The sequence below is a fragment of the Streptomyces sp. NBC_00483 genome (assembly GCF_036013745.1).
Taxonomy (GTDB): Bacteria; Actinomycetota; Actinomycetes; order Streptomycetales; family Streptomycetaceae; genus Streptomyces.
In genome coordinates this window covers 4,060,873-4,079,047 of sequence record NZ_CP107880.1, presented here as the reverse complement: position 1 = coordinate 4,079,047, position 18,175 = coordinate 4,060,873, and the positions used below count along the sequence as shown (strand labels likewise).

Annotated in this window: 12 protein-coding genes and 1 tRNA gene; 11 read left to right on the top strand and 2 right to left on the bottom strand. The window is 71.6% G+C overall.

Translation table 11 applies throughout. The features are described 5' to 3' along the window. Window positions 1–33: 33 nt before the first annotated feature. From OHA73_RS18015 to OHA73_RS18005, 3 genes are all read left to right on the top strand, one after another. Complete coding sequence (locus OHA73_RS18015; protein WP_327655538.1) at window positions 34–2,400, top strand: HelD family protein; 2,367 nt, start codon at window positions 34–36, stop codon at window positions 2,398–2,400. Between the two features lie 337 nt (window positions 2,401–2,737). Then, entirely contained in the window at window positions 2,738–4,171 is a 1,434-nt protein-coding gene (locus tag OHA73_RS18010) for an NAD-dependent malic enzyme (RefSeq protein WP_267070268.1), read from the top strand. 298 nt (window positions 4,172–4,469) lie between these two features. Continuing rightward, on the top strand, window positions 4,470–4,751 hold the full coding sequence (locus OHA73_RS18005; protein WP_016645140.1) for an HU family DNA-binding protein: 282 nt from the start codon (window positions 4,470–4,472) through the stop codon (window positions 4,749–4,751). Window positions 4,752–4,960: 209 nt separating this feature from the next. Here OHA73_RS18005 and murA read toward each other — a convergent pair whose 3' ends face one another. Further along, complete coding sequence (gene murA / locus OHA73_RS18000) at window positions 4,961–6,301, bottom strand: UDP-N-acetylglucosamine 1-carboxyvinyltransferase (RefSeq protein ID WP_266710853.1); 1,341 nt, start codon at window positions 6,299–6,301, stop codon at window positions 4,961–4,963. Window positions 6,302–6,550: 249 nt separating this feature from the next. On the opposite strand from murA, the gene OHA73_RS17995 reads away from it, so the two are divergent. The 6 genes from OHA73_RS17995 (at window position 6,551) to OHA73_RS17970 (ending at window position 14,415) form a co-directional block, all read left to right on the top strand. Then, a complete protein-coding gene (locus tag OHA73_RS17995) occupies window positions 6,551–7,120 on the top strand; it encodes a YqgE/AlgH family protein (protein ID WP_266710851.1) in 570 nt (189 codons plus the stop codon). 42 nt (window positions 7,121–7,162) lie between these two features. Further along, a complete protein-coding gene (locus OHA73_RS17990; RefSeq protein ID WP_266710849.1) occupies window positions 7,163–7,462 on the top strand; it encodes a DUF3039 domain-containing protein in 300 nt (99 codons plus the stop codon). 165 nt (window positions 7,463–7,627) lie between these two features. Then, window positions 7,628–9,241: a beta-N-acetylhexosaminidase gene (locus tag OHA73_RS17985; RefSeq protein ID WP_327655537.1), complete on the top strand. Its 1,614-nt coding sequence runs from the start codon at window positions 7,628–7,630 to the stop codon at window positions 9,239–9,241. A 310-nt stretch (window positions 9,242–9,551) separates the two neighbouring features. Beyond that, the gene (locus OHA73_RS17980; RefSeq protein WP_266710845.1) at window positions 9,552–10,451 is read left to right on the top strand and encodes an FAD binding domain-containing protein; all 900 of its coding nucleotides are present in this window, start codon (window positions 9,552–9,554) and stop codon (window positions 10,449–10,451) included. Continuing rightward, entirely contained in the window at window positions 10,448–12,076 is a 1,629-nt protein-coding gene (locus OHA73_RS17975; RefSeq protein WP_327655536.1) for a 2Fe-2S iron-sulfur cluster-binding protein, read from the top strand. Before OHA73_RS17980 ends, OHA73_RS17975 begins: the two co-directional genes overlap by 4 nt. After that, entirely contained in the window at window positions 12,073–14,415 is a 2,343-nt protein-coding gene (locus tag OHA73_RS17970) for a xanthine dehydrogenase family protein molybdopterin-binding subunit (protein WP_266710841.1), read from the top strand. The genes OHA73_RS17975 and OHA73_RS17970 overlap by 4 nt, the downstream gene beginning before the upstream one ends. A 60-nt stretch (window positions 14,416–14,475) precedes the next feature. On the opposite strand, the gene OHA73_RS17965 is transcribed toward OHA73_RS17970, so the two are convergent. After that, window positions 14,476–14,550, bottom strand: a tRNA-Cys gene (locus OHA73_RS17965). Window positions 14,551–14,724: 174 nt separating this feature from the next. On the opposite strand from OHA73_RS17965, the gene OHA73_RS17960 reads away from it, so the two are divergent. Together OHA73_RS17960 and OHA73_RS17955 are read left to right on the top strand one after the other, a co-directional pair. Further along, on the top strand, window positions 14,725–16,173 hold the full coding sequence (locus OHA73_RS17960; protein WP_327655535.1) for an MFS transporter: 1,449 nt from the start codon (window positions 14,725–14,727) through the stop codon (window positions 16,171–16,173). A gap of 185 nt (window positions 16,174–16,358) precedes the next feature. Continuing rightward, window positions 16,359–18,161 carry a DEAD/DEAH box helicase gene (locus OHA73_RS17955; RefSeq protein ID WP_266710837.1) on the top strand — a complete coding sequence of 601 codons (1,803 nt, stop codon included), beginning with the start codon at window positions 16,359–16,361 and terminating at the stop codon, window positions 18,159–18,161. Window positions 18,162–18,175: the final 14 nt, after the last annotated feature.

Below are 18,175 nucleotides of genomic sequence, written 5' to 3'. Positions count from 1 at the left end.
CCGGTGGCCGCTCAGGCTCCGCACGATTCAGCGGTGAAATCGGATACGAGTTCAGGTGGGGTCGAGTCCGCGGATTCGGTCCGCGACCGCGAGCTCGGCGTCGAACAGAACCATCTCGACGCCGTCTACCGACGCCTCGAAGAGAAGATCCACGAGGCCGAGTTCCTGATGGAGGACGCCACCAAGCGCGGCCAGGTCGGCACGCCCGGCGCGCTCGCCGAGCGCGACGCGCAGGTCTTCCGCGCGGGCATCCACCTCAACCGCCTCAACAACGAGTTCGAGGACTTCCTCTTCGGCCGCATCGACCTGCTCCAGGGCAAGGACGGCAAGAAGGGCCCGGACGGCGCGTACACGGCGATCGAGCCGGCCGACGGCGCCGTCCGCGAGGACAACACGGCCGACATCGCCGAGACGCTGCACATCGGCCGTATCGGCGTGCTCGACGCGGACTACTCGCCGCTCGTCATCGACTGGCGCGCCCCGGCCGCCGCCCCCTTCTACCGCTCCACACCGGTCGATCCGGGCCGCGTGGTGCGCCGCCGCGTCATCCGCTCCAAGGGCCGCAAGGTGCTCGGCGTGGAGGACGACCTGATGCGCCCGGAGCTGACGGCGTACCTGGACGGCGAGCGGCTGCCCGCCATCGGCGACGGCGCGCTGATGGCCGCCCTCGGCCAGGCCCGCAGCCACTCGATGCGCGACATCGTCGCCTCCATCCAGGCCGAGCAGGACCAGGTCATCCGGGCCCCCGCAGCGTCCGTGACGTACGTAGAGGGCGGTCCCGGCACCGGCAAGACGGCGGTGGCGCTGCACCGCGCCGCGTACCTCCTGTACCAGGACAGGCGCCGCTACTCGGGCGGCATCCTGATCGTCTCGCCGACCCCGCTCCTGGTCGCCTACACCGAGGGCGTGCTGCCCTCGCTCGGCGAGGAGGGCCAGGTCGCGATCCGCGCGGTCGGCTCGCTGGTCGACGGCGCGGAGGCCACGGTCTACGACTCCCCGGCGGTGGCCCGCGTCAAGGGCTCGTCGCGGATGCTGAGTGTGCTCAGGAAGGCCGCACGGGGAGCCCTGGAGAGCGGGCGCCCGAAGCAGCCCGCCCAGGAGCAGCTGGCGTTCGGGGACTTCGGCTCCGAGGAGCCGGAGGCCGCCACGGGGGAGACCCCCACCCGGCTCCGCGTCGTCGCCTTCGGCCGCCGCCTGGAGCTGGACGCGGACCGGCTGAACCGGATCCGGCAGGCCACCCTCGGCGGCACCGCCCCCGTCAACCACCTGCGCCCGCGCGCCCGCAAGCTCCTCCTCGACGCCCTGTGGGACCAGTCGGGCGCCGGGAGCCGGCACTCCGACCCCGAGCTCGCGGCCGAACTGCGCTCCTCCTTCGACGAGGACGTCACGAGCGAGGACGAGTTCCTCCGCTTCCTCGACGCGTGGTGGCCCGAGCTGACGCCCCGCGCGGTCCTGTCCGCCATGTCCGACGAGCGGCGCCTGGGCCGCTGGGCCCGCCGCATCCTCAACCCCGGCGAGGTCCGCAAGCTCGCCAGATCGTTGCGCCGCGACGCCCTCTCGGTCCACGACGTCGCCCTGCTCGACGAGCTGACCGCCGTACTCGGCGCCCCGGCCCGCAAGAAGAAGAAGCGCGAGTACGACCCGCTCGACCAGCTCACCGGCCTGGAAGAGCTGATGCCGCAGCGCGAGGAGTCCCAGCGCGAGCGCGCCGAGCGCCTCGCCCAGGAGCGCACCGAGTACGCGCACGTCATCGTCGACGAGGCGCAGGACCTCACGCCGATGCAGTGGCGGATGGTCGGCCGCCGCGGCCGGCACGCGACGTGGACGATCGTCGGCGACCCCGCCCAGTCCTCCTGGTCCGACCCGGACGAGGCGGGCGCCGCCCGCGACGAGGCCCTCGGCTCCCGGCCCCGCCGCCGCTTCACCCTGACCGTGAACTATCGCAACCCGTCCGAGATCGCCGAGCTGGCCGCGAAGGTCCTGGCGCTCGCGATGCCCGGCTCGGAGTCCCCTTCGGCGGTCCGCTCGACGGGCGTCCAGCCGCGCTTCGAGGCCGTACGGGACAGGACCGGGGACACCGTCAGGGCGGAGGCCGCCCGGCTCCTGGAGCAGGTCGACGGCACGGTCGGCGTCGTCGTGGCGATGAACCGCCGGGACGAGGCGGCCCGTTGGCTCTCCGGACTCGGCGAGCGCGTCGTGGCGCTCGGCTCCCTGGAGGCCAAGGGGCTGGAGTACGACGCCACGATCGTGGTCTCCCCGGCCGAGATCGCCGACGAGTCCCCGGCGGGTCTGCGCGTCCTGTACGTGGCCCTGACCCGGGCGACGCAGCAGCTCACGGTGGTCTCCGGAGAGCGGGACGAACCGGACGCGAACGGGGTGCCGGATCTGCTCCGCGACTGACTCTTGCCCCCACTGTCTCCGGTGTTACCGTTGATGACGGCACCGGCTCGATCCAAGCCCCCGGGCCCAACCATCGTCCCTTAGAGGGACCACTTGCCGCGAGGCGAGCATGGCGGGTCGGTGTCATGAATGTGAGGCGAGGCCCACGTCACTTCCGTGACGTGGGCCTCGTTCTGTTTCCTCTTCCCGTTTCCCCCGACTTCTCGTATGGTGGAAACTACTTTCCAAAAGATGAATGAACGTTAGCTTCAAAACCCGATGCGACTACCACGTACTCACCGGTAGGTGGGACCATCGGACGGCAACAGCTACACGGTGAAAGCAGAGGAAGTCGGCCATGGCAACGGCGCCCAGCGTCTCCTACTCGATGACGGTCCGGTTGGAGGTCCCCGCGGGCGGTAACGCCGTCTCGCAGCTGACCACCGCCGTGGAGTCCTCCGGCGGCTCGGTGACCGGCCTCGACGTCACCGCTTCCGGTCACGAGAAGCTCCAGATCGACGTCACGATCGCGGCTTCGTCGACGTCCCACGCGGACGAGATCGTCGACAAGCTCCGGGGCATCGAGGGCGTCACGCTCGGAAAGGTCTCCGACCGTACGTTCCTGATGCACCTCGGCGGCAAGATCGAGATGCAGTCCAAGCACCCCATCCGCAACCGTGACGACCTCTCCATGGTCTACACGCCGGGTGTGGCCCGCGTCTGCATGGCGATCGCGGAGAACCCCGAGGACGCCCGGCGTCTGACCATCAAGCGCAACTCCGTCGCGGTCGTCACCGACGGCTCCGCGGTGCTCGGCCTCGGCAACATCGGCCCGAAGGCCGCACTGCCGGTCATGGAGGGCAAGGCGGCCCTCTTCAAGCGCTTCGCGGGCATCGACGCCTGGCCGATCTGCCTGGACACCCAGGACAGCGACGCCATCGTCGAGATCGTCAAGGCCATCGCCCCCGGCTTCGCGGGCATCAACCTCGAGGACATCTCGGCGCCCCGCTGCTTCGAGATCGAGGCCCGCCTGCGCGAGGCCCTCGACATCCCCGTCTTCCACGACGACCAGCACGGCACCGCCATCGTGGTGCTCGCCGCGCTGACCAACGCGCTGCGGGTGGCGGGCAAGGACATGAACGACATCCGTGTCGTCATGTCGGGCGCCGGCGCCGCCGGTACGGCCATCCTGAAGCTGCTGCTCGCGGCGGGCGTCAAGAACGCCGTCGTGGCCGACATCCACGGTGTCGTGCACGCGGGCCGCGAGGACCTCAAGGACGCCGACAGCGACTCGCCGCTGCGCTGGATCGCCGACAACACCAACCCCGAGGGCCTGACCGGCACGCTGAAGGAGGCGGTCGTCGGCGCGGACGTGTTCATCGGCGTCTCGGCCCCGAACGTGCTGAACGGCGACGACGTGGCCGCGATGGCCGAGGGTGCCATCGTGTTCGCGCTCGCGAACCCGGACCCGGAGGTCGACCCGGCGATCGCCCGTCAGACGGCCGCCGTGGTGGCCACGGGCCGCTCCGACTTCCCGAACCAGATCAACAACGTCCTCGTCTTCCCCGGCGTCTTCCGCGGCCTGCTCGACGCCCAGTCGCGCACGGTGAACACGGAGATGATGCTGGCGGCCGCGACGGCCCTGGCCGACGTGGTCACCGAGGACGAACTCAACCCGAACTACATCATTCCGAGCGTCTTCAACGACAAGGTGGCCGGAGCGGTCGCCGGAGCCGTCCGGGACGCCGCGAAGGCCGCCGGAGCGGCTGTGACGGCGGCCACGACCGCCTGATTACCGGCGCGTCGCGGTTTACGGGGCCCTCGGGCCCCATAGGCTGGCCGGGAAACAGGCCCCCGGGCCCGCCCCTGCACCCGGCACGGTGGCGCTTTCCGTGTGACCCCAAGGGGTGCCGGATTGGCTTTACCGCCGTGGGTAGGGGCAGGATGCCTCTTCAGGCGCAAGGGTCTGGAAGACGGACCCGGGTCCTGGGCCTGACCGAGACCCTGGCAGCATCAACTTTGCTGTTGCCCAACACGCGGCCTGGCCGCGTGGCACGCCTCAACGGCAAGAAGAACACGGGAGTACAAACATGAACCGCAGTGAGCTGGTGGCCGCGCTGGCCGACCGCGCCGAGGTGACCCGCAAGGACGCCGACGCCGTGCTGGCCGCGTTCGCCGAGACCGTCGGCGAGATCGTTGCCAAGGGCGACGAGAAGGTCACCATCCCCGGCTTCCTGACCTTCGAGCGCACCCACCGTGCCGCTCGTACCGCCCGGAACCCGCAGACCGGCGAGCCGATCAACATCCCGGCCGGTTACAGCGTGAAGGTCTCCGCGGGCTCGAAGCTCAAGGAAGCCGCCAAGGGTAAGTAAGTCCTAGGCGCAACGCCTTGGGGCGGTCACCCGGATTCCTTCCGGGTGACCGCCCCTTTGCGTTGCCCGCGCGGGTGGCCAGTGGGGCGTTCCGCGCCGGCGGGTGCGGCTCGCATGTGCTCGCGTCTGCGCAGTTCCCCGCGCCCCTAAACGCAAAGGGCCGCCCCCGGATGACCGGGGGCGGCCCTTTGCCTACGTGGAGCGAACGGCTAGCCGAGGGCCTTGCCCGGGAGCTCGACCTTCGCGCCGAGTTCGACGAGCTTCTCCATGAAGTTCTCGTAGCCGCGGTTGATCAGGTCGATCCCGTGGACACGGCTCGTGCCCTGGGCCGCCAGCGCCGCGATCAGGTACGAGAAGCCGCCACGGAGGTCGGGGATGACCAGGTCGGCGCCCTCCAGCTTCGTGGGCCCGGAGACGACCGCCGAGTGCAGGAAGTTGCGCTGGCCGAAGCGGCAGTCGGAGCCACCGAGGCACTCGCGGTAGAGCTGGATGTGCGCGCCCATCTGGTTCAGCGCGGACGTGAAGCCGAGGCGCGACTCGTAGACCGTCTCGTGGACGATCGAGAGGCCCGTGGCCTGCGTGAGCGCCACGACGAGCGGCTGCTGCCAGTCCGTCTGGAAGCCGGGGTGGACGTCCGTCTCCAGGGCGATCGACTTCAGCTGGCCGCCGGGGTGCCAGAAGCGGATGCCGTCGTCGTCGATCTCGAAGGCGCCGCCGACCTTCCGGTACGTGTTCAGGAACGTCATCATCGAGCGCTGCTGCGCGCCGCGGACGTAGATGTCGCCGTGCGTGGCGAGCGCCGCCGACGCCCAGGAGGCCGCCTCGAGGCGGTCCGAGAGCGCGCGGTGCGTGTAGCCGCCGAGCTTGTCGACGCCGGTGACACGGATGGTGCGGTCCGTGTCCATCGCGATGATCGCGCCCATTTTCTGCAGGACGCAGATCAGGTCCTCGATCTCCGGCTCCACGGCCGCGTTCGAGAGCTCCGTGACGCCCTCGGCGAGGACGGCCGTGAGCAGGACCTGCTCGGTGGCGCCCACGGAGGGGTAGGGGAGGCGGATCTTCGTGCCGCGCAGGCGCTGCGGGGCCTCCAGGTACTGGCCGTCCGCGCGCTTCTCGATCGTCGCGCCGAACTGGCGGAGCACCTCGAAGTGGAAGTCGACGGGCCGGCCGCCGATGTCGCAGCCGCCGAGACCCGGGATGAAGGCGTGGCCGATACGGTGCAGCAGCGGGCCGCACAGCAGGATCGGGATGCGGGAGGAGCCCGCGTGCGCGTCGATGTCGGCCACGTTCGCCGACTCCACGTGCGAGGGGTCCATCACCAGCTCACCCGGTTCCTCACCGGGGCCGACCGTCACGCCGTGCAGCTGCAGCAGGCCGCGTACGACGCGCACGTCGCGGATGTCCGGGACATTGCGCAGGCGGCTCGGCGCACTGCCGAGGATCGCTGCGACCATGGCCTTGGGCACGAGGTTCTTCGCGCCGCGGACACGGATCTCGCCCTCCAGCGGGGTTCCGCCGTGGACAAGGAGGACATCGTCGGTGACGGTCATGAATCTCGCGTTCCGAAGAGAAGGGCAGGGCCAGGCTCAAGGGTAAGGGCGGTGCACCCCTTATTCGTATGCCTGAGGGCGCCAGGGAGCGTCATGAGTTCGCTACAACACGAAGCGCGCCGGAGAAGGCACAAAGCGTGACGGTTTTGTGAAGTGCGGGTCTTCCACTTCCCTGCGCGCTGAGCTGCGTTCACGCGGTTGTTGCGCTTGGCTCCCCCTACGGCGGGCAGATGCGGGATCATGTCACGCATGACCGAGGTGTCCTCGCTCACAGGGCGGCTGCTCGTGGCCACACCCGCCCTCGCGGACCCGAATTTCGACCGGGCGGTCGTGCTGCTCCTCGACCACGACGAGGAGGGCTCGCTCGGCGTCGTGCTGAACCGGCCGACACCGGTGGACGTCGGAGACATCCTGGAGGGCTGGGGAGATCTGGCCGGCGAGCCGGGGGTCGTGTTCCAGGGCGGCCCGGTCTCGCTCGACTCGGCGCTCGGCGTCGCGGTGATCCCCGGGGACGACGAGCGGGAGGCCCCGCTCGGCTGGCGCCGGGTGCACGGGGCGATCGGTCTCGTCGACCTGGAGGCCCCGCCGGAGCTGCTCGCGGCGGCGCTCGGCTCCCTGCGGATCTTCGCCGGCTACTCGGGCTGGGGCCCGGGGCAGCTGGAGAACGAACTGACGGAGGGCGCCTGGTACGTCGTCGAGTCGGAGCCGGGTGATGTCTCGGCCACCCGCCCCGAGGGCCTGTGGCGCGCGGTGCTGCGGCGCCAGCGGGGTGAACTGGCGATGGTGGCCACGTATCCGGACGACCCCTCGCTCAACTGACCTCGTTCCGGGACCGGGCGGGCTTAAGTACCCTTGGCGGTTATGAGCACTCTTGAGCCCGAGCGCGGGACAGGTACGGGGACCCTCGTAGAGCCGACGCCACAGACGTCGAACGGCGACGGCGATCACGAGCGCTACGCCCACTATGTCCAGAAGGACAAGATCATGGCGAGCGCGCTGGACGGCACGCCCGTCGTCGCGCTCTGCGGCAAGGTGTGGGTGCCGGGCCGTGACCCGAAGAAGTACCCCGTGTGTCCCATGTGCAAGGAGATCTACGAGTCCATGGGCGCCGGCGGCGACAAGGACAAGGGCGGCAAGGACGGCGGCGGCAAGGACAAGTAGGCGGCGCCTGCTCTCCTTTCCCGGTGAACCTTCCCGGTGAACCCCGGTCTTCCGGTGAACCCCGGTCTGTCCAGTGAACCCCGGTCGTGCGGTGACGCATGCCCGGGGTTTCGCGCGTCCGCCCCACCATTGCGCGAATTGGTCCAGTCCTCTTAGCCTCCCGCCATGGAACTCATCCCCGCCCCCCGTCGGCTGACGCGCTCGGGCGAAGGGCGCCACGCGCTCGGCGAGCGCACCGGCATCGCCGCGGGGGAGGGGACCGAGGACACCGCGCGCTGGCTGCGCGCGGCACTCGGTGCGGCGACCGGTCTCGCCCTGCCGCCCAAGGGCGCGGACGAGGACGACGTCGTCGCCCTGCGCATCGACCCGTCCCTCGAACCGGAGGGCTACCGGCTGCGCGCGACGGACGCGGGCGTCACGATCGAGGGCGGATCGGCGGCAGGCGTCTTCTGGGGCGCCCAGACGCTTCGTCAACTCCTGGGCCCCGACGCGTACCGCCGGGCCCCGCTTCCCGGGCGCACCTGGACCGTCCCGCACCTCACCGTCGACGACGCGCCCCGCTTCCGCTGGCGCGGCATGATGCTCGACGTCGCCCGCCACTTCACGCCGAAGGCCGGAGTGCTGCGCCAACTCGACCTGATGGCCGCCCACAAGCTCAACGTCCTGCACTTCCACCTCACCGACGACCAGGGCTGGCGCGTCGAGATCAAGCGCCATCCGAAGCTGACGGAGTCCGCCTCCTGGCGGTCACGGACGAAATTCGGCCACCGCGCCTCGGAGTTGTGGGAGGACAAGCCGCACGGCGGCTTCTACACCCAGGACGACATCCGCGAAATCGTCGCCTACGCCGACGCGCTGCATATCGCGGTCGTCCCCGAGATCGACCTCCCGGGCCACTCGCAGGCCGCCATCCACGCGTATCCGGAACTCGGCAACAGTGATGTCGTCGACACGGCTTCCCTCCCCGTCTGGGACACCTGGGGCGTCAATCCGAACGTACTCGCCCCCACTGACAACACCCTCCGCTTCTACGAGGGCGTCTTCGAGGAACTCCTCGCCCTGTTCCCTTCGACCTTCATCCACGTAGGGGGCGACGAGTGCCCCAAGGACCAGTGGAGGCAGTCGCCCACCGCCCAGGAGCGCATCAAGGAACTGGGGTTGGCCGACGAGGACGAGCTCCAGTCCTGGTTCATCCGGCACTTCGACACCTGGCTCGGCGCGCGCGGCCGGCGCCTCATCGGCTGGGACGAGATCCTCGAAGGCGGCCTCGCGCCCGGCGCCACGGTCTCCTCCTGGCGCGGCTACGAGGGCGGCATCACCGCGGCGAGGGCGGGTCACGACGTCGTCATGTGCCCCGAGCAGCAGGTCTACTTGAACTACCGGCAGGCCCCCGGCGACGAAGAGCCGGTCCCCATCGGCTACGTACGCACGCTGGAGGACGTCTACCGCTTCGAACCGGTGCCTCCGCAGCTGAGCGAGGAGGAGGCGCGGCACGTCCTCGGCGCGCAGGCCAACGTGTGGACCGAGGTGACGGAGGACGAACAGCGCCTCGACTACCAGGTGTATCCGCGGCTTTCCGCCTTCAGCGAGGTCGCGTGGAGCGAGCTGCCCGCACCCGGTGCGCGCGACTTCGCGGACTTCGAGCACCGAATGACCGCGCACTACCGGCGACTTGACGCCCTCGGTGTCGCCTACCGGCCGCCGGGTGGCCCGTTGCCCTGGCAGCGGCGCCCGGGGGTGCTCGGACGTCCCTTCGAAGGGGAACCCCCGAACGTGTGAGCTTGTGCGGCGGCGGTCGCCGCGCGGCACCGCGCACCTCACCTCATACGTAGGCACAGAACGGCAATTCGCCCCCTCAGGTGATCTGGTGCGATATCGGTCATCTGCGAGGTGGAAGGGGCGAATGCCTCCTACCGGACCCCCTCTCCGGGCCGGAAGGAAGATGTGCCAGAGTTGCCACGTCCGGCCTGTCAGCACGTACCGTACGGCGGAACAGGCGTAACGGCGGGAACGGCGGTCACGCGCGGACCACGCGGGGACCGGCGCCGTTGCCAGGCACGCGGCCGGACATCGGGAAGGGGCAGCCGGTTTGACCACGCACGCACCGCAGGCGACGACACAAGCCGCGGTACTTCCGGGTTCGCTGGACGAGGCCGTCGCGGCGCTCGCCGCCATGCCCGCCGCCGTACCGGTGGCCGGGGGCACGGACCTCATGGCCCAGGTCAACGCGGGGGGGCTGCGCCCTGCCGCCCTCGTCGGGCTCGGCCGGATCAGCGAGATCCGTGGCTGGCAGTACCAGGACGGCAACGCGCTGCTCGGCGCGGGCCTCACCCACGCGCGCATCGGCCGCCCCGACTTCGCCGCGCTCATCCCCGGTCTCGCCGCCGCCGCGCGCGCCGCGGGCCCGCCCCAGATCCGCAACGCTGCCACGCTCGGTGGCAACATCGCCTCCGGCGCCCCCGCGGGCGACACGCTGCCCGTACTGGCCGCGCTGGAAGCCACGTTGATCATCGCGGGGCCGGGCGGCGCGAGACGCGAAGTGCCGGTCTCGCACCTGCTGGCCGGCATGGAGATGCTCGCTCCGGGCGAGTTGATCGGATTTGTACGGGTCCCGTTGCTGCACGCGCCGCAGGTCTTCCTGAAGGCGACCGGGCGCACAGGGCCCGGCCGCGCCATGGCCTCCGTCGCGCTCGTCCTCGACCCGGCGCGGCGCGGGGTGCGCTGCGCCGTCGGGGCCATCGCGCCGATGCCGCTGCGGCCCCTCGAGGCCGAGCAGTGGGTGGCCTCGCTCATCGACTGGGACGGCAATCGCGGCGCCCTCGTGCCGGAGGCCGTGCACGCCTTCGGCGAATACGTCGCCGCGGCCTGCGTCCCCGACCCGGACCCCGCGCCGGACGGCACGCAGCAGCAGTTGCCGCCCGCCGTACTGCATCTGCGGCGCACCGTCGCCGTGCTGGCCCGACGTGCACTTGGGAGGGCGCTGTCGTGACGAACGAGTACCCCGGACCCGACGGCTGGGAGCCGGTACCCCAGGGTGAGTACGACTCCGACGCCACGGCCTTTGTGCAGCTGCCCCCCGAGGGCTTCCCGGACGCGGCGCCGCTGGAGGCGCCGGGTCACGGCTATGTGCCGCCGCCGATAACGGTGAGCCCGGCCACGGGTGCGGCCGCGACCGATCCCGCGGCGACCGGTGTGTGGGTGCTGCCGCAGGATCTGGTCGGGCCGGGTTCCGCTGGCGGTGGGGCGGAGTCCGTCGCGGCCGAGCCCGTGGAGCAGGCGCCTCATCACGGACAGACCGGGCAGTGGTCGATTCCGCTGGCCGGGGGGGAACTCCCGGACGAATCGGGTGAGTTCACCGCCTCCACGATGGCTCAGCAGTGGGGTGGGCACATGCCGCCCGCGACGTTGCCGGGTGGTGCGTCTGCGCCGTGGGCAGCGCAGCCGGAGGCCCCGGCGGTACCGGGTGCTGCCGCGGCGGTACCGGGTGTTGAGGCGGGGCCTTCGCTCGTCCCCCCGGAGCGGCCGACCGGGCCTGCGTCGCGGGGCTCTGCCCCGGACCCCGCGCCTCAATCGCCGGCGGGGCTTGAATTGCCGGACTCTGCTTCTCAGGCGTCGGCAGGGCTTGATGTGCCGAGCGCTGATGCGCCGGACCCTGCGGCTCAATCGCCGGTAGAGCTGGATGTGCCGGCGGCCCCTGATGGCCACGAGGCCGTCGCCCCGGAGGCTCCCGAGGTCGAGGTCGACGCCGTCCCGGAGGCTCCCGAGGTCGACGGCGCCACGGAGGCTCCCGAGGTTGAGGTCGGTGCCGACCCGGAGGTGCCGGACGACGAGGCTTCCGCTCGGCCCATGCTTCACGACGACCACCCCCTCGCCAGCTACGTCCTGCGGGTCAACGGTGCGGACCGGCCCGTCACGGACGCGTGGATCGGGGAGTCGCTGCTGTACGTGCTGCGGGAGCGGCTCGGGCTCGCGGGGGCCAAGGACGGCTGCTCGCAGGGCGAGTGCGGCGCGTGCAACGTGCAGGTGGACGGCCGCCTCGTGGCCTCCTGCCTGGTGCCTGCGGCGACCACCGCGGGCAGTGAGGTCCGTACGGTCGAGGGTCTCGCCACCGACGGTCGGCCCTCGGACGTGCAGCGGGCGCTGGCCGCGTGCGGTTCGGTGCAGTGCGGCTTCTGTGTCCCCGGCATGGCGATGACGGCGCACGACCTCCTGGAGGGCAACCCGAACCCGACCGCCCTGGAGACCCGCCAGGCGCTGTGCGGCAACCTGTGCCGCTGCTCCGGCTACCGGGGCGTCGTGGACGCGGTGCGCCAAGTGGCCGATGAGCGCCGGGCGGCGGCCAACGCCGCGAGCGAGGCCCCGTCGGCCGAGGGCGGCGCGGAAGAGCCGCTGATCCCGCGCCAGGCGGGCCCGTTGGCGGCCGAGGACATCCAGGTCGACGCGAAGCCGCAGAGCGGCCAGGCCAGGCAGGGCTTCCAAAGCCCTCAGGGCTTCCAGAACCCGGTGGACCTCCCGCGTCCCCAGGGCTTTCAGCACCCGGCGGACGTCCCGCGTCCCCAGGACTTCCAGAACCCCCAGAACCCGCAGGACTTCCCGGACGGAGGCCAGGCATGACGAACGAGACGGCCACGACCTCCACGGCCCCCGCCGCTCCGGAAGCGGAGAGCTTCCCGCACGGCCTCGGCATGTCGCTCCCCTCGGCGGAGGCGCACGCCAAGGCGGAGGGCACGTTCCCGTACGCCGCCGATCTGTGGGCCGAGGGCCTGCTCTGGGCGTCGATCCTGCGCTCCCCGCACGCGCACGCGCGCGTGGTGAGCATCGACACCAGCCACGCGCGCGAGATGCCCGGCGTCCTCGCGGTCGTCACGCACGAGGACGTCCCCGGCGGCCCGTTGGCGGGACACCGCGCGTCGGACCGCCCGATGTTCGCCTCCGAAGTGGTGCGTCACCACGGAGAGGCCCTCGCGGCCGTGGCGGCCGACCACCCGGACACGGCGCGCATGGCGGCGGCCGCGATCATCGTCGAGTACGAGGTCCTCGACCCGGTCACGGACCCCGAGCAGTCCTTCGGCGCTGAGCCCCTGCACCCCGACGGCAACCTGATCCGCCACATCCCGCTCCAGCACGGCGACCCCGAGGCGGCGGGCGAGGTCATCGTCGAGGGCCTCTACCGCATCGGCCGCCAGGACCCGGCGCCGATCGGCGCCGAGGCGGGCCTCGCGGTGCCCCGCCCCGACGGCGGCGTCGAGCTGTACATCGCCTCCACCGACCCGCACGGCGACCGTGATCTGGCCGCCGCCCGCTACGGCCTGGAGCGCGAGCGCGTGAAGGTCGTCGTCACCGGCGTGCCCGGCGCGACGGCCGACCGGGAGGACCCGAGCTTCCACCTCCCGCTGGGCCTGCTCGCCCTGCACACCGGCTGCCCGGTCAAGCTGGCGGCGTCCCGCGAGGAGTCCTTCCTCGGCCACCCGCACCGGCACCCCACCCTCCTGCGCTACCGCCACCACGCTGACGCGGACGGCCGGTTGGTCAAGGTGGAGGCCCAGATCCTGCTGGACGCGGGCGCGTACGCGGACACGTCGTCCGACGCGCTCGCCGCGGCGGTCTCCTTCGCCTGCGGCCCCTATGTAGTGCCGCACGCCTCCATCGAGGGCTGGGCGGTACGGACGAACAACCCGCCCTCGGGACACGTACGGGGAGAGGGCGCGCTGCAGGTCTGCGCCGCGTACGAGGCGCAGATGGACAAGCTCGCGAAGAAGCTGGGCGTCGACCCGGCCGAACTGCGCCTGCGCAATGTCCTGGCGACCGGCGACATCCTGCCGACGGGGCAGACGGTGACGTGCCCGGCGCCCGTGGCCGAACTGCTGTCCTCCGTAAGGGACTTCCCGCTGCCGCCGCTGCCCAAGGACTCGCCGGAGGAGGACTGGCTCCTTCCTGGCGGGCCCGAGGGCGTCGGTGAACCGGCCGCGATCCGCCGCGGCGTCGGCTACGGCATCGGCATGGTGCACATGCTGGGCGCGGAGGGCACGGACGAGGTCTCCACGGCCACGGTGAAGGTCCAGGGCGGCGTCGCGACGGTCATCTGCGCCGCCGTGGAGACGGGCCAGGGCTTCGCCACGCTCGCCCGCCAGATCGTCCAGGAGACGCTCGGCGTCGAGGAAGTCCACGTGGCGCCGGTCGACACGGACCAGCCGCCCGCGGGCCCCGGCTGCCGGGGCCGGCACACATGGGTGTCGGGCGGAGCGGTCGAGCGGGCGGCCAAGATGGTCCGCACCCAGCTTCTCCAGCCCCTGGCGCACAAGTTCGGCATGTCCACGGAGCTGCTGCAGATCGCGGACGGCAAGATCACGTCCTACGACGGCGTGCTCTCGACGACCGTCGAAGAGGCCATGGACGGCAAGGAGTTGTGGGCCACGGCGCAGTGCCGCCCGCACCCCACGGAGCCGCTCGACGCCTCGGGCCAGGGCGACGCCTTCGTCGGCATGGCCTTCTGCGCGATCCGCGCGGTGGTGGACGTGGACGTGGAGCTCGGCTCGGTGCGCGTGGTCGAACTCGCGGTCGCCCAGGACGTCGGCCGCATCCTCAACCCCGCCCAACTCGCGGCCCGTATCGAGGCGGGCGTCACCCAGGGCGTGGGCGCGGCCCTCACGGAGAACCTCCGCACCCCGAAGGGCATCGTCCGCCGCCCCGACCTGACCGGCTACGCGCTGCCCACCTCGCTCGACGCCCCCGAGATCCACATCGTCAACCTGGTCGAGGAGCGCGACGTGATCGCCCCCTTCGGCGCGAAGTCCGCGAGCGCGGCCCCCGTGGTCGCGTCCCCGGCGGCGATCGCCTCGGCGGTCCGCGCGGCGACCGGCCGCCCGGTCAACCGGCTGCCGATCAGGCCGCAGGCGGCGGTGGTCACGGACGCGCCGGCTCCGGGAACGGTCGTGGCGGACGCGACCGGCTGAGGCCGTACCCCGTGCACGACGAAGGGGCGCCCCGCTTCATGCGGGGCGCCCCTTCGTGCGTGGAGGCCGTGACCGGAATCGAACCGGTGTGCTTCGCTTTGCAGGCGAATCCCTAAGCCACTCGGGCACACGGCCAAGCTGCGCCTCACGCTACGGGCACGTGATCACCGTCCTCAAGGCTTCCCGGCGCCCTGCAATGTGACTGCCATACGCCGTTCACACACCAAGCCGACCTACGACCAACGGACGACCCGAGAACCCGTCTCCGGACAGGGGTCAGCGCCCCCTACGCCCCTTACTCTGAACCGCATGGCCGCCCTCGAAGACGTCACTGACGACGCCCCCGCCCGCACCGTCCCCTCAGAGACCGAAGGTGTCCTCGGCCGCACCTATCGCGCGCTCAGCATCGGCATCGTCACCGTCGTGCTGCTCATCGCCTTCGAGGCGACCGCCGTGGGGACGGCAATGCCCGTCGCGGCAAGGGAGTTGGACGGGGTGTCGCTGTACGCGTTCGCGTTCTCCGGCTTCTTCACGACCAGCCTGTTCGGAATGGTGCTCGCCGGGCAGTGGGCCGACCGGAGCGGGCCGCTGGGCCCCGTCACGGCCGGGATCGGGTCCTTCGCCGCGGGGCTGCTGCTCGCCGGGACCGCGGGCAGTATGTGGATGTTCATCGCTGGGCGGGCCGTGCAGGGGCTCGGCGGCGGGCTCGTGATCGTCGGGCTGTACGTCGTCGTCAGCCGCGCCTACCCGGAGCGGCTGCGGCCCGCGATCATGGCGGCGTTCGCGGCGAGCTGGGTCGTGCCGTCGATCGTCGGGCCGCTGGCGGCCGGGGCCGTGACCGAGCACATCGGCTGGCGGTGGGTGTTCCTCGGCATCCCCGTGCTCGTCGTGCTGCCGCTCGCGCTTGCGCTTCCCGAGGTGCGGCGGCGGGCCGGCGGGCCGCCCGAGGGGACGGCGCCCGCGCGCTTCGACCGGCGGCGCATCCGCCTCGCCCTCGGGATCTCCCTCGGCGCGGGCCTCCTCCAGTACGCCGCCCAGGACCTGCGGCCGCTGTCCCTGCTGCCCGCAGCCGTCGGCGTCGCCCTCCTCGTGTCGTCCGTGCTCGGCCTTCTGCCGCGCGGCACGTACCGGGCCGCGCGCGGGCTTCCGTCCGTGGTGCTGCTGCGCGGGATCGCGGCGGGGTCGTTCATCGCGGCCGAGTCGTTCGTGCCGCTGATGCTGGTGACGCAGCGGGGCCTCAGTCCCACCCTCGCCGGGTTCTCGCTCGCCGCGGGCGGCGGCACCTGGGCGTTCGGCTCGTGGCTGCAGTCCCGGCCGCGGGTCGAGCCGTACCGGGAGCGGCTCGTCGCCGGGGGCATGGTGCTGGTCGCCGCGGCCGTGGCCGTCGCGCCGAGCGTGCTGATCCCGGCCGTGCCCGTGTGGACGGTGGCCGTCGCCTGGGCCTTCGGCTGCCTGGGGATGGGGCTCGTGATCTCGTCCACGTCCGTGTTGCTGCTTCAGCTGTCCGCGCCCGAGGAGGCCGGGACGAACTCCGCCGCGCTGCAGATCTCCGACGGCCTCTCCAACGCGCTGCTGCTCGCCGCGGGCGGCGCCGCCTTCGCCGCGCTCGGCGGGGGAGCGGTGGGGGCCGCGGAGCACGGTGTCGCACAGGGGGCCGGGGGCTCGCATCCGGCCGCGTTCGTCGCCGTGTTCCTGCCGATGGCGGCCGTCGCGCTCGTGGGCGTATGGGTGGCCTCCCGGCTGCGTGCGCACCGGTGACGTAGCCCTGACTCCGCGTAGAAGTGACGTGGAAGTCGACGCTCCGGGCCGCCAGTTGATCTGTGACACACGTCCCAACCACGCCGTCCCCGGCCTCGCCCAGCGCGCCCGTCAACCTCGGCACCGGTAGGGTGGCCCGGTTGTCATACGTAGCCGTGCCGTCCAGCTTTGAGTAACCGGAGACCGTGACTACTACATCCACCACTCCTTCTGCCTCGTCCGCCCACCTGTCACCCGCCTTCCCCGGCCGCGCCCCCTGGGGCACGGCCAACAAGCTGCGTGCCTGGCAGCAGGGTGCGATGGACAGGTACATCCAGGAGCAGCCGCGCGACTTCCTGGCGGTCGCGACCCCGGGCGCCGGGAAGACCACGTTCGCGCTCACCCTCGCGTCCTGGATGCTGCACCACCACGTCGTGCAGCAGGTGACCGTGGTCGCGCCGACCGAGCACCTGAAGAAGCAGTGGGCCGAAGCGGCCGCCCGGATAGGGATCAAGCTGGACCCCGAGTACAGCGCGGGTCCGCTCAGCAAGGAGTACCAGGGCGTCGCCGTCACGTACGCGGGTGTGGGCGTGCGGCCGATGCTGCACCGCAACCGCAGCGAGCAGCGCAAGACGCTCGTCATCCTCGACGAGATCCACCACGCCGGTGACTCGAAGTCGTGGGGCGAGGCCTGCCTGGAAGCCTTCGAACCGGCCACCCGCCGCCTCGCGCTGACCGGTACGCCGTTCCGCTCCGACACCAACCCGATCCCCTTCGTCCAGTACGAGGAGGGCAGGGACGGCATCCGGCGCTCGTCCGCCGACTACACGTACGGCTACGGCCAGGCGCTCGCCGACAACGTCGTGCGGCCGGTCATCTTCCTCTCGTACAGCGGCAACATGCGCTGGCGCACGAAGGCCGGTGACGAGATCGCGGCCCGGCTCGGCGAGCCGATGACCAAGGACGCCATCAGCCAGGCCTGGCGCACCGCCCTCGACCCGCGCGGCGAGTGGATGCCGAGCGTGCTGCGCGCCGCCGACGCCCGCCTCACCGAGGTCAGGAAGGGCATCCCGGACGCGGGCGGCCTCGTCATCGCCTCCGACCAGGAATCGGCCCGCGCGTACGCGAAGCTGATCCGCGAGATCACGGGCAGCAAGGCCACCGTCGTGCTCTCCGACGACACCGGAGCCTCGAACCGGATCGACGACTTCGCGGCGAGCGACGACCGGTGGATGGTCGCCGTCCGCATGGTGTCCGAGGGCGTCGACGTGCCGCGCCTCGCGGTCGGCGTCTACGCCACGACCATCTCGACCCCGCTCTTCTTCGCGCAGGCCGTGGGCCGCTTCGTACGGTCCCGCAGGCGCGGCGAGACGGCCTCCGTCTTCCTGCCCACCGTCCCCGACCTGCTCGGCTTCGCCAACGAGATGGAGGTCGAGCGCGACCACGTCCTCGACAAGCCGAAGAAGGACGAGGAGGAGGACCCCTACGCCGAGTCCGAGAAGGAGATGGACGAGGCGAACAAGGAGCAGGACGAGGACACCGGCGAGCAGGAGCAGTTCTCCTTCGAGGCCCTCGAGTCCGAGGCCACCTTCGACCGGGTCATGTACAACGGCGCCGAGTTCGGCATGCAGGCGCACCCCGGCAGCGAGGAGGAGCAGGACTACCTCGGCATCCCGGGCCTCCTCGAACCCGACCAGGTGCAGATGCTCCTCCAGAAGCGCCAGGCCCGCCAGATCTCGCACAGCAAGAAGAAGCCGGACAGCGAGGCCGACCTCCTGGAGCTGCCGGCCGACCGCCGCCCCGTCGTCTCCCACAAGGAGCTGATGGAGCTGCGCAAGAAGCTCAACACCATCGTCGGCGCGTACGTGCATCAGAGCGGGAAGCCGCACGGTGTCGTCCACACCGAGCTGCGCCGCGTGTGCGGCGGGCCGCCGAGCGCGGAGGCGACCGGCGGACAGCTGCGCCAGCGCATCGCCAAGGTGCAGGAATGGGCCACCCGCATGAAGTGACATGGGGATCAAGT

Coding starts and splice junctions, on each gene's coding strand:
- OHA73_RS18010 (WP_267070268.1), top strand. CDS start 2,738: ATGGCAACGGCGCCCAGCGTCTCCTACTCGATGACGGTCCGGTTGGAG.
- OHA73_RS17990 (WP_266710849.1), top strand. CDS start 7,163: ATGAGCACTCTTGAGCCCGAGCGCGGGACAGGTACGGGGACCCTCGTA.
- OHA73_RS18005 (WP_016645140.1), top strand. CDS start 4,470: ATGAACCGCAGTGAGCTGGTGGCCGCGCTGGCCGACCGCGCCGAGGTG.
- OHA73_RS17960 (WP_327655535.1), top strand. CDS start 14,725: ATGGCCGCCCTCGAAGACGTCACTGACGACGCCCCCGCCCGCACCGTC.
- OHA73_RS17970 (WP_266710841.1), top strand. CDS start 12,073: ATGACGAACGAGACGGCCACGACCTCCACGGCCCCCGCCGCTCCGGAA.
- OHA73_RS17985 (WP_327655537.1), top strand. CDS start 7,628: ATGGAACTCATCCCCGCCCCCCGTCGGCTGACGCGCTCGGGCGAAGGG.
- OHA73_RS17995 (WP_266710851.1), top strand. CDS start 6,551: ATGACCGAGGTGTCCTCGCTCACAGGGCGGCTGCTCGTGGCCACACCC.
- murA (WP_266710853.1), bottom strand. CDS start 6,301: ATGACCGTCACCGACGATGTCCTCCTTGTCCACGGCGGAACCCCGCTG.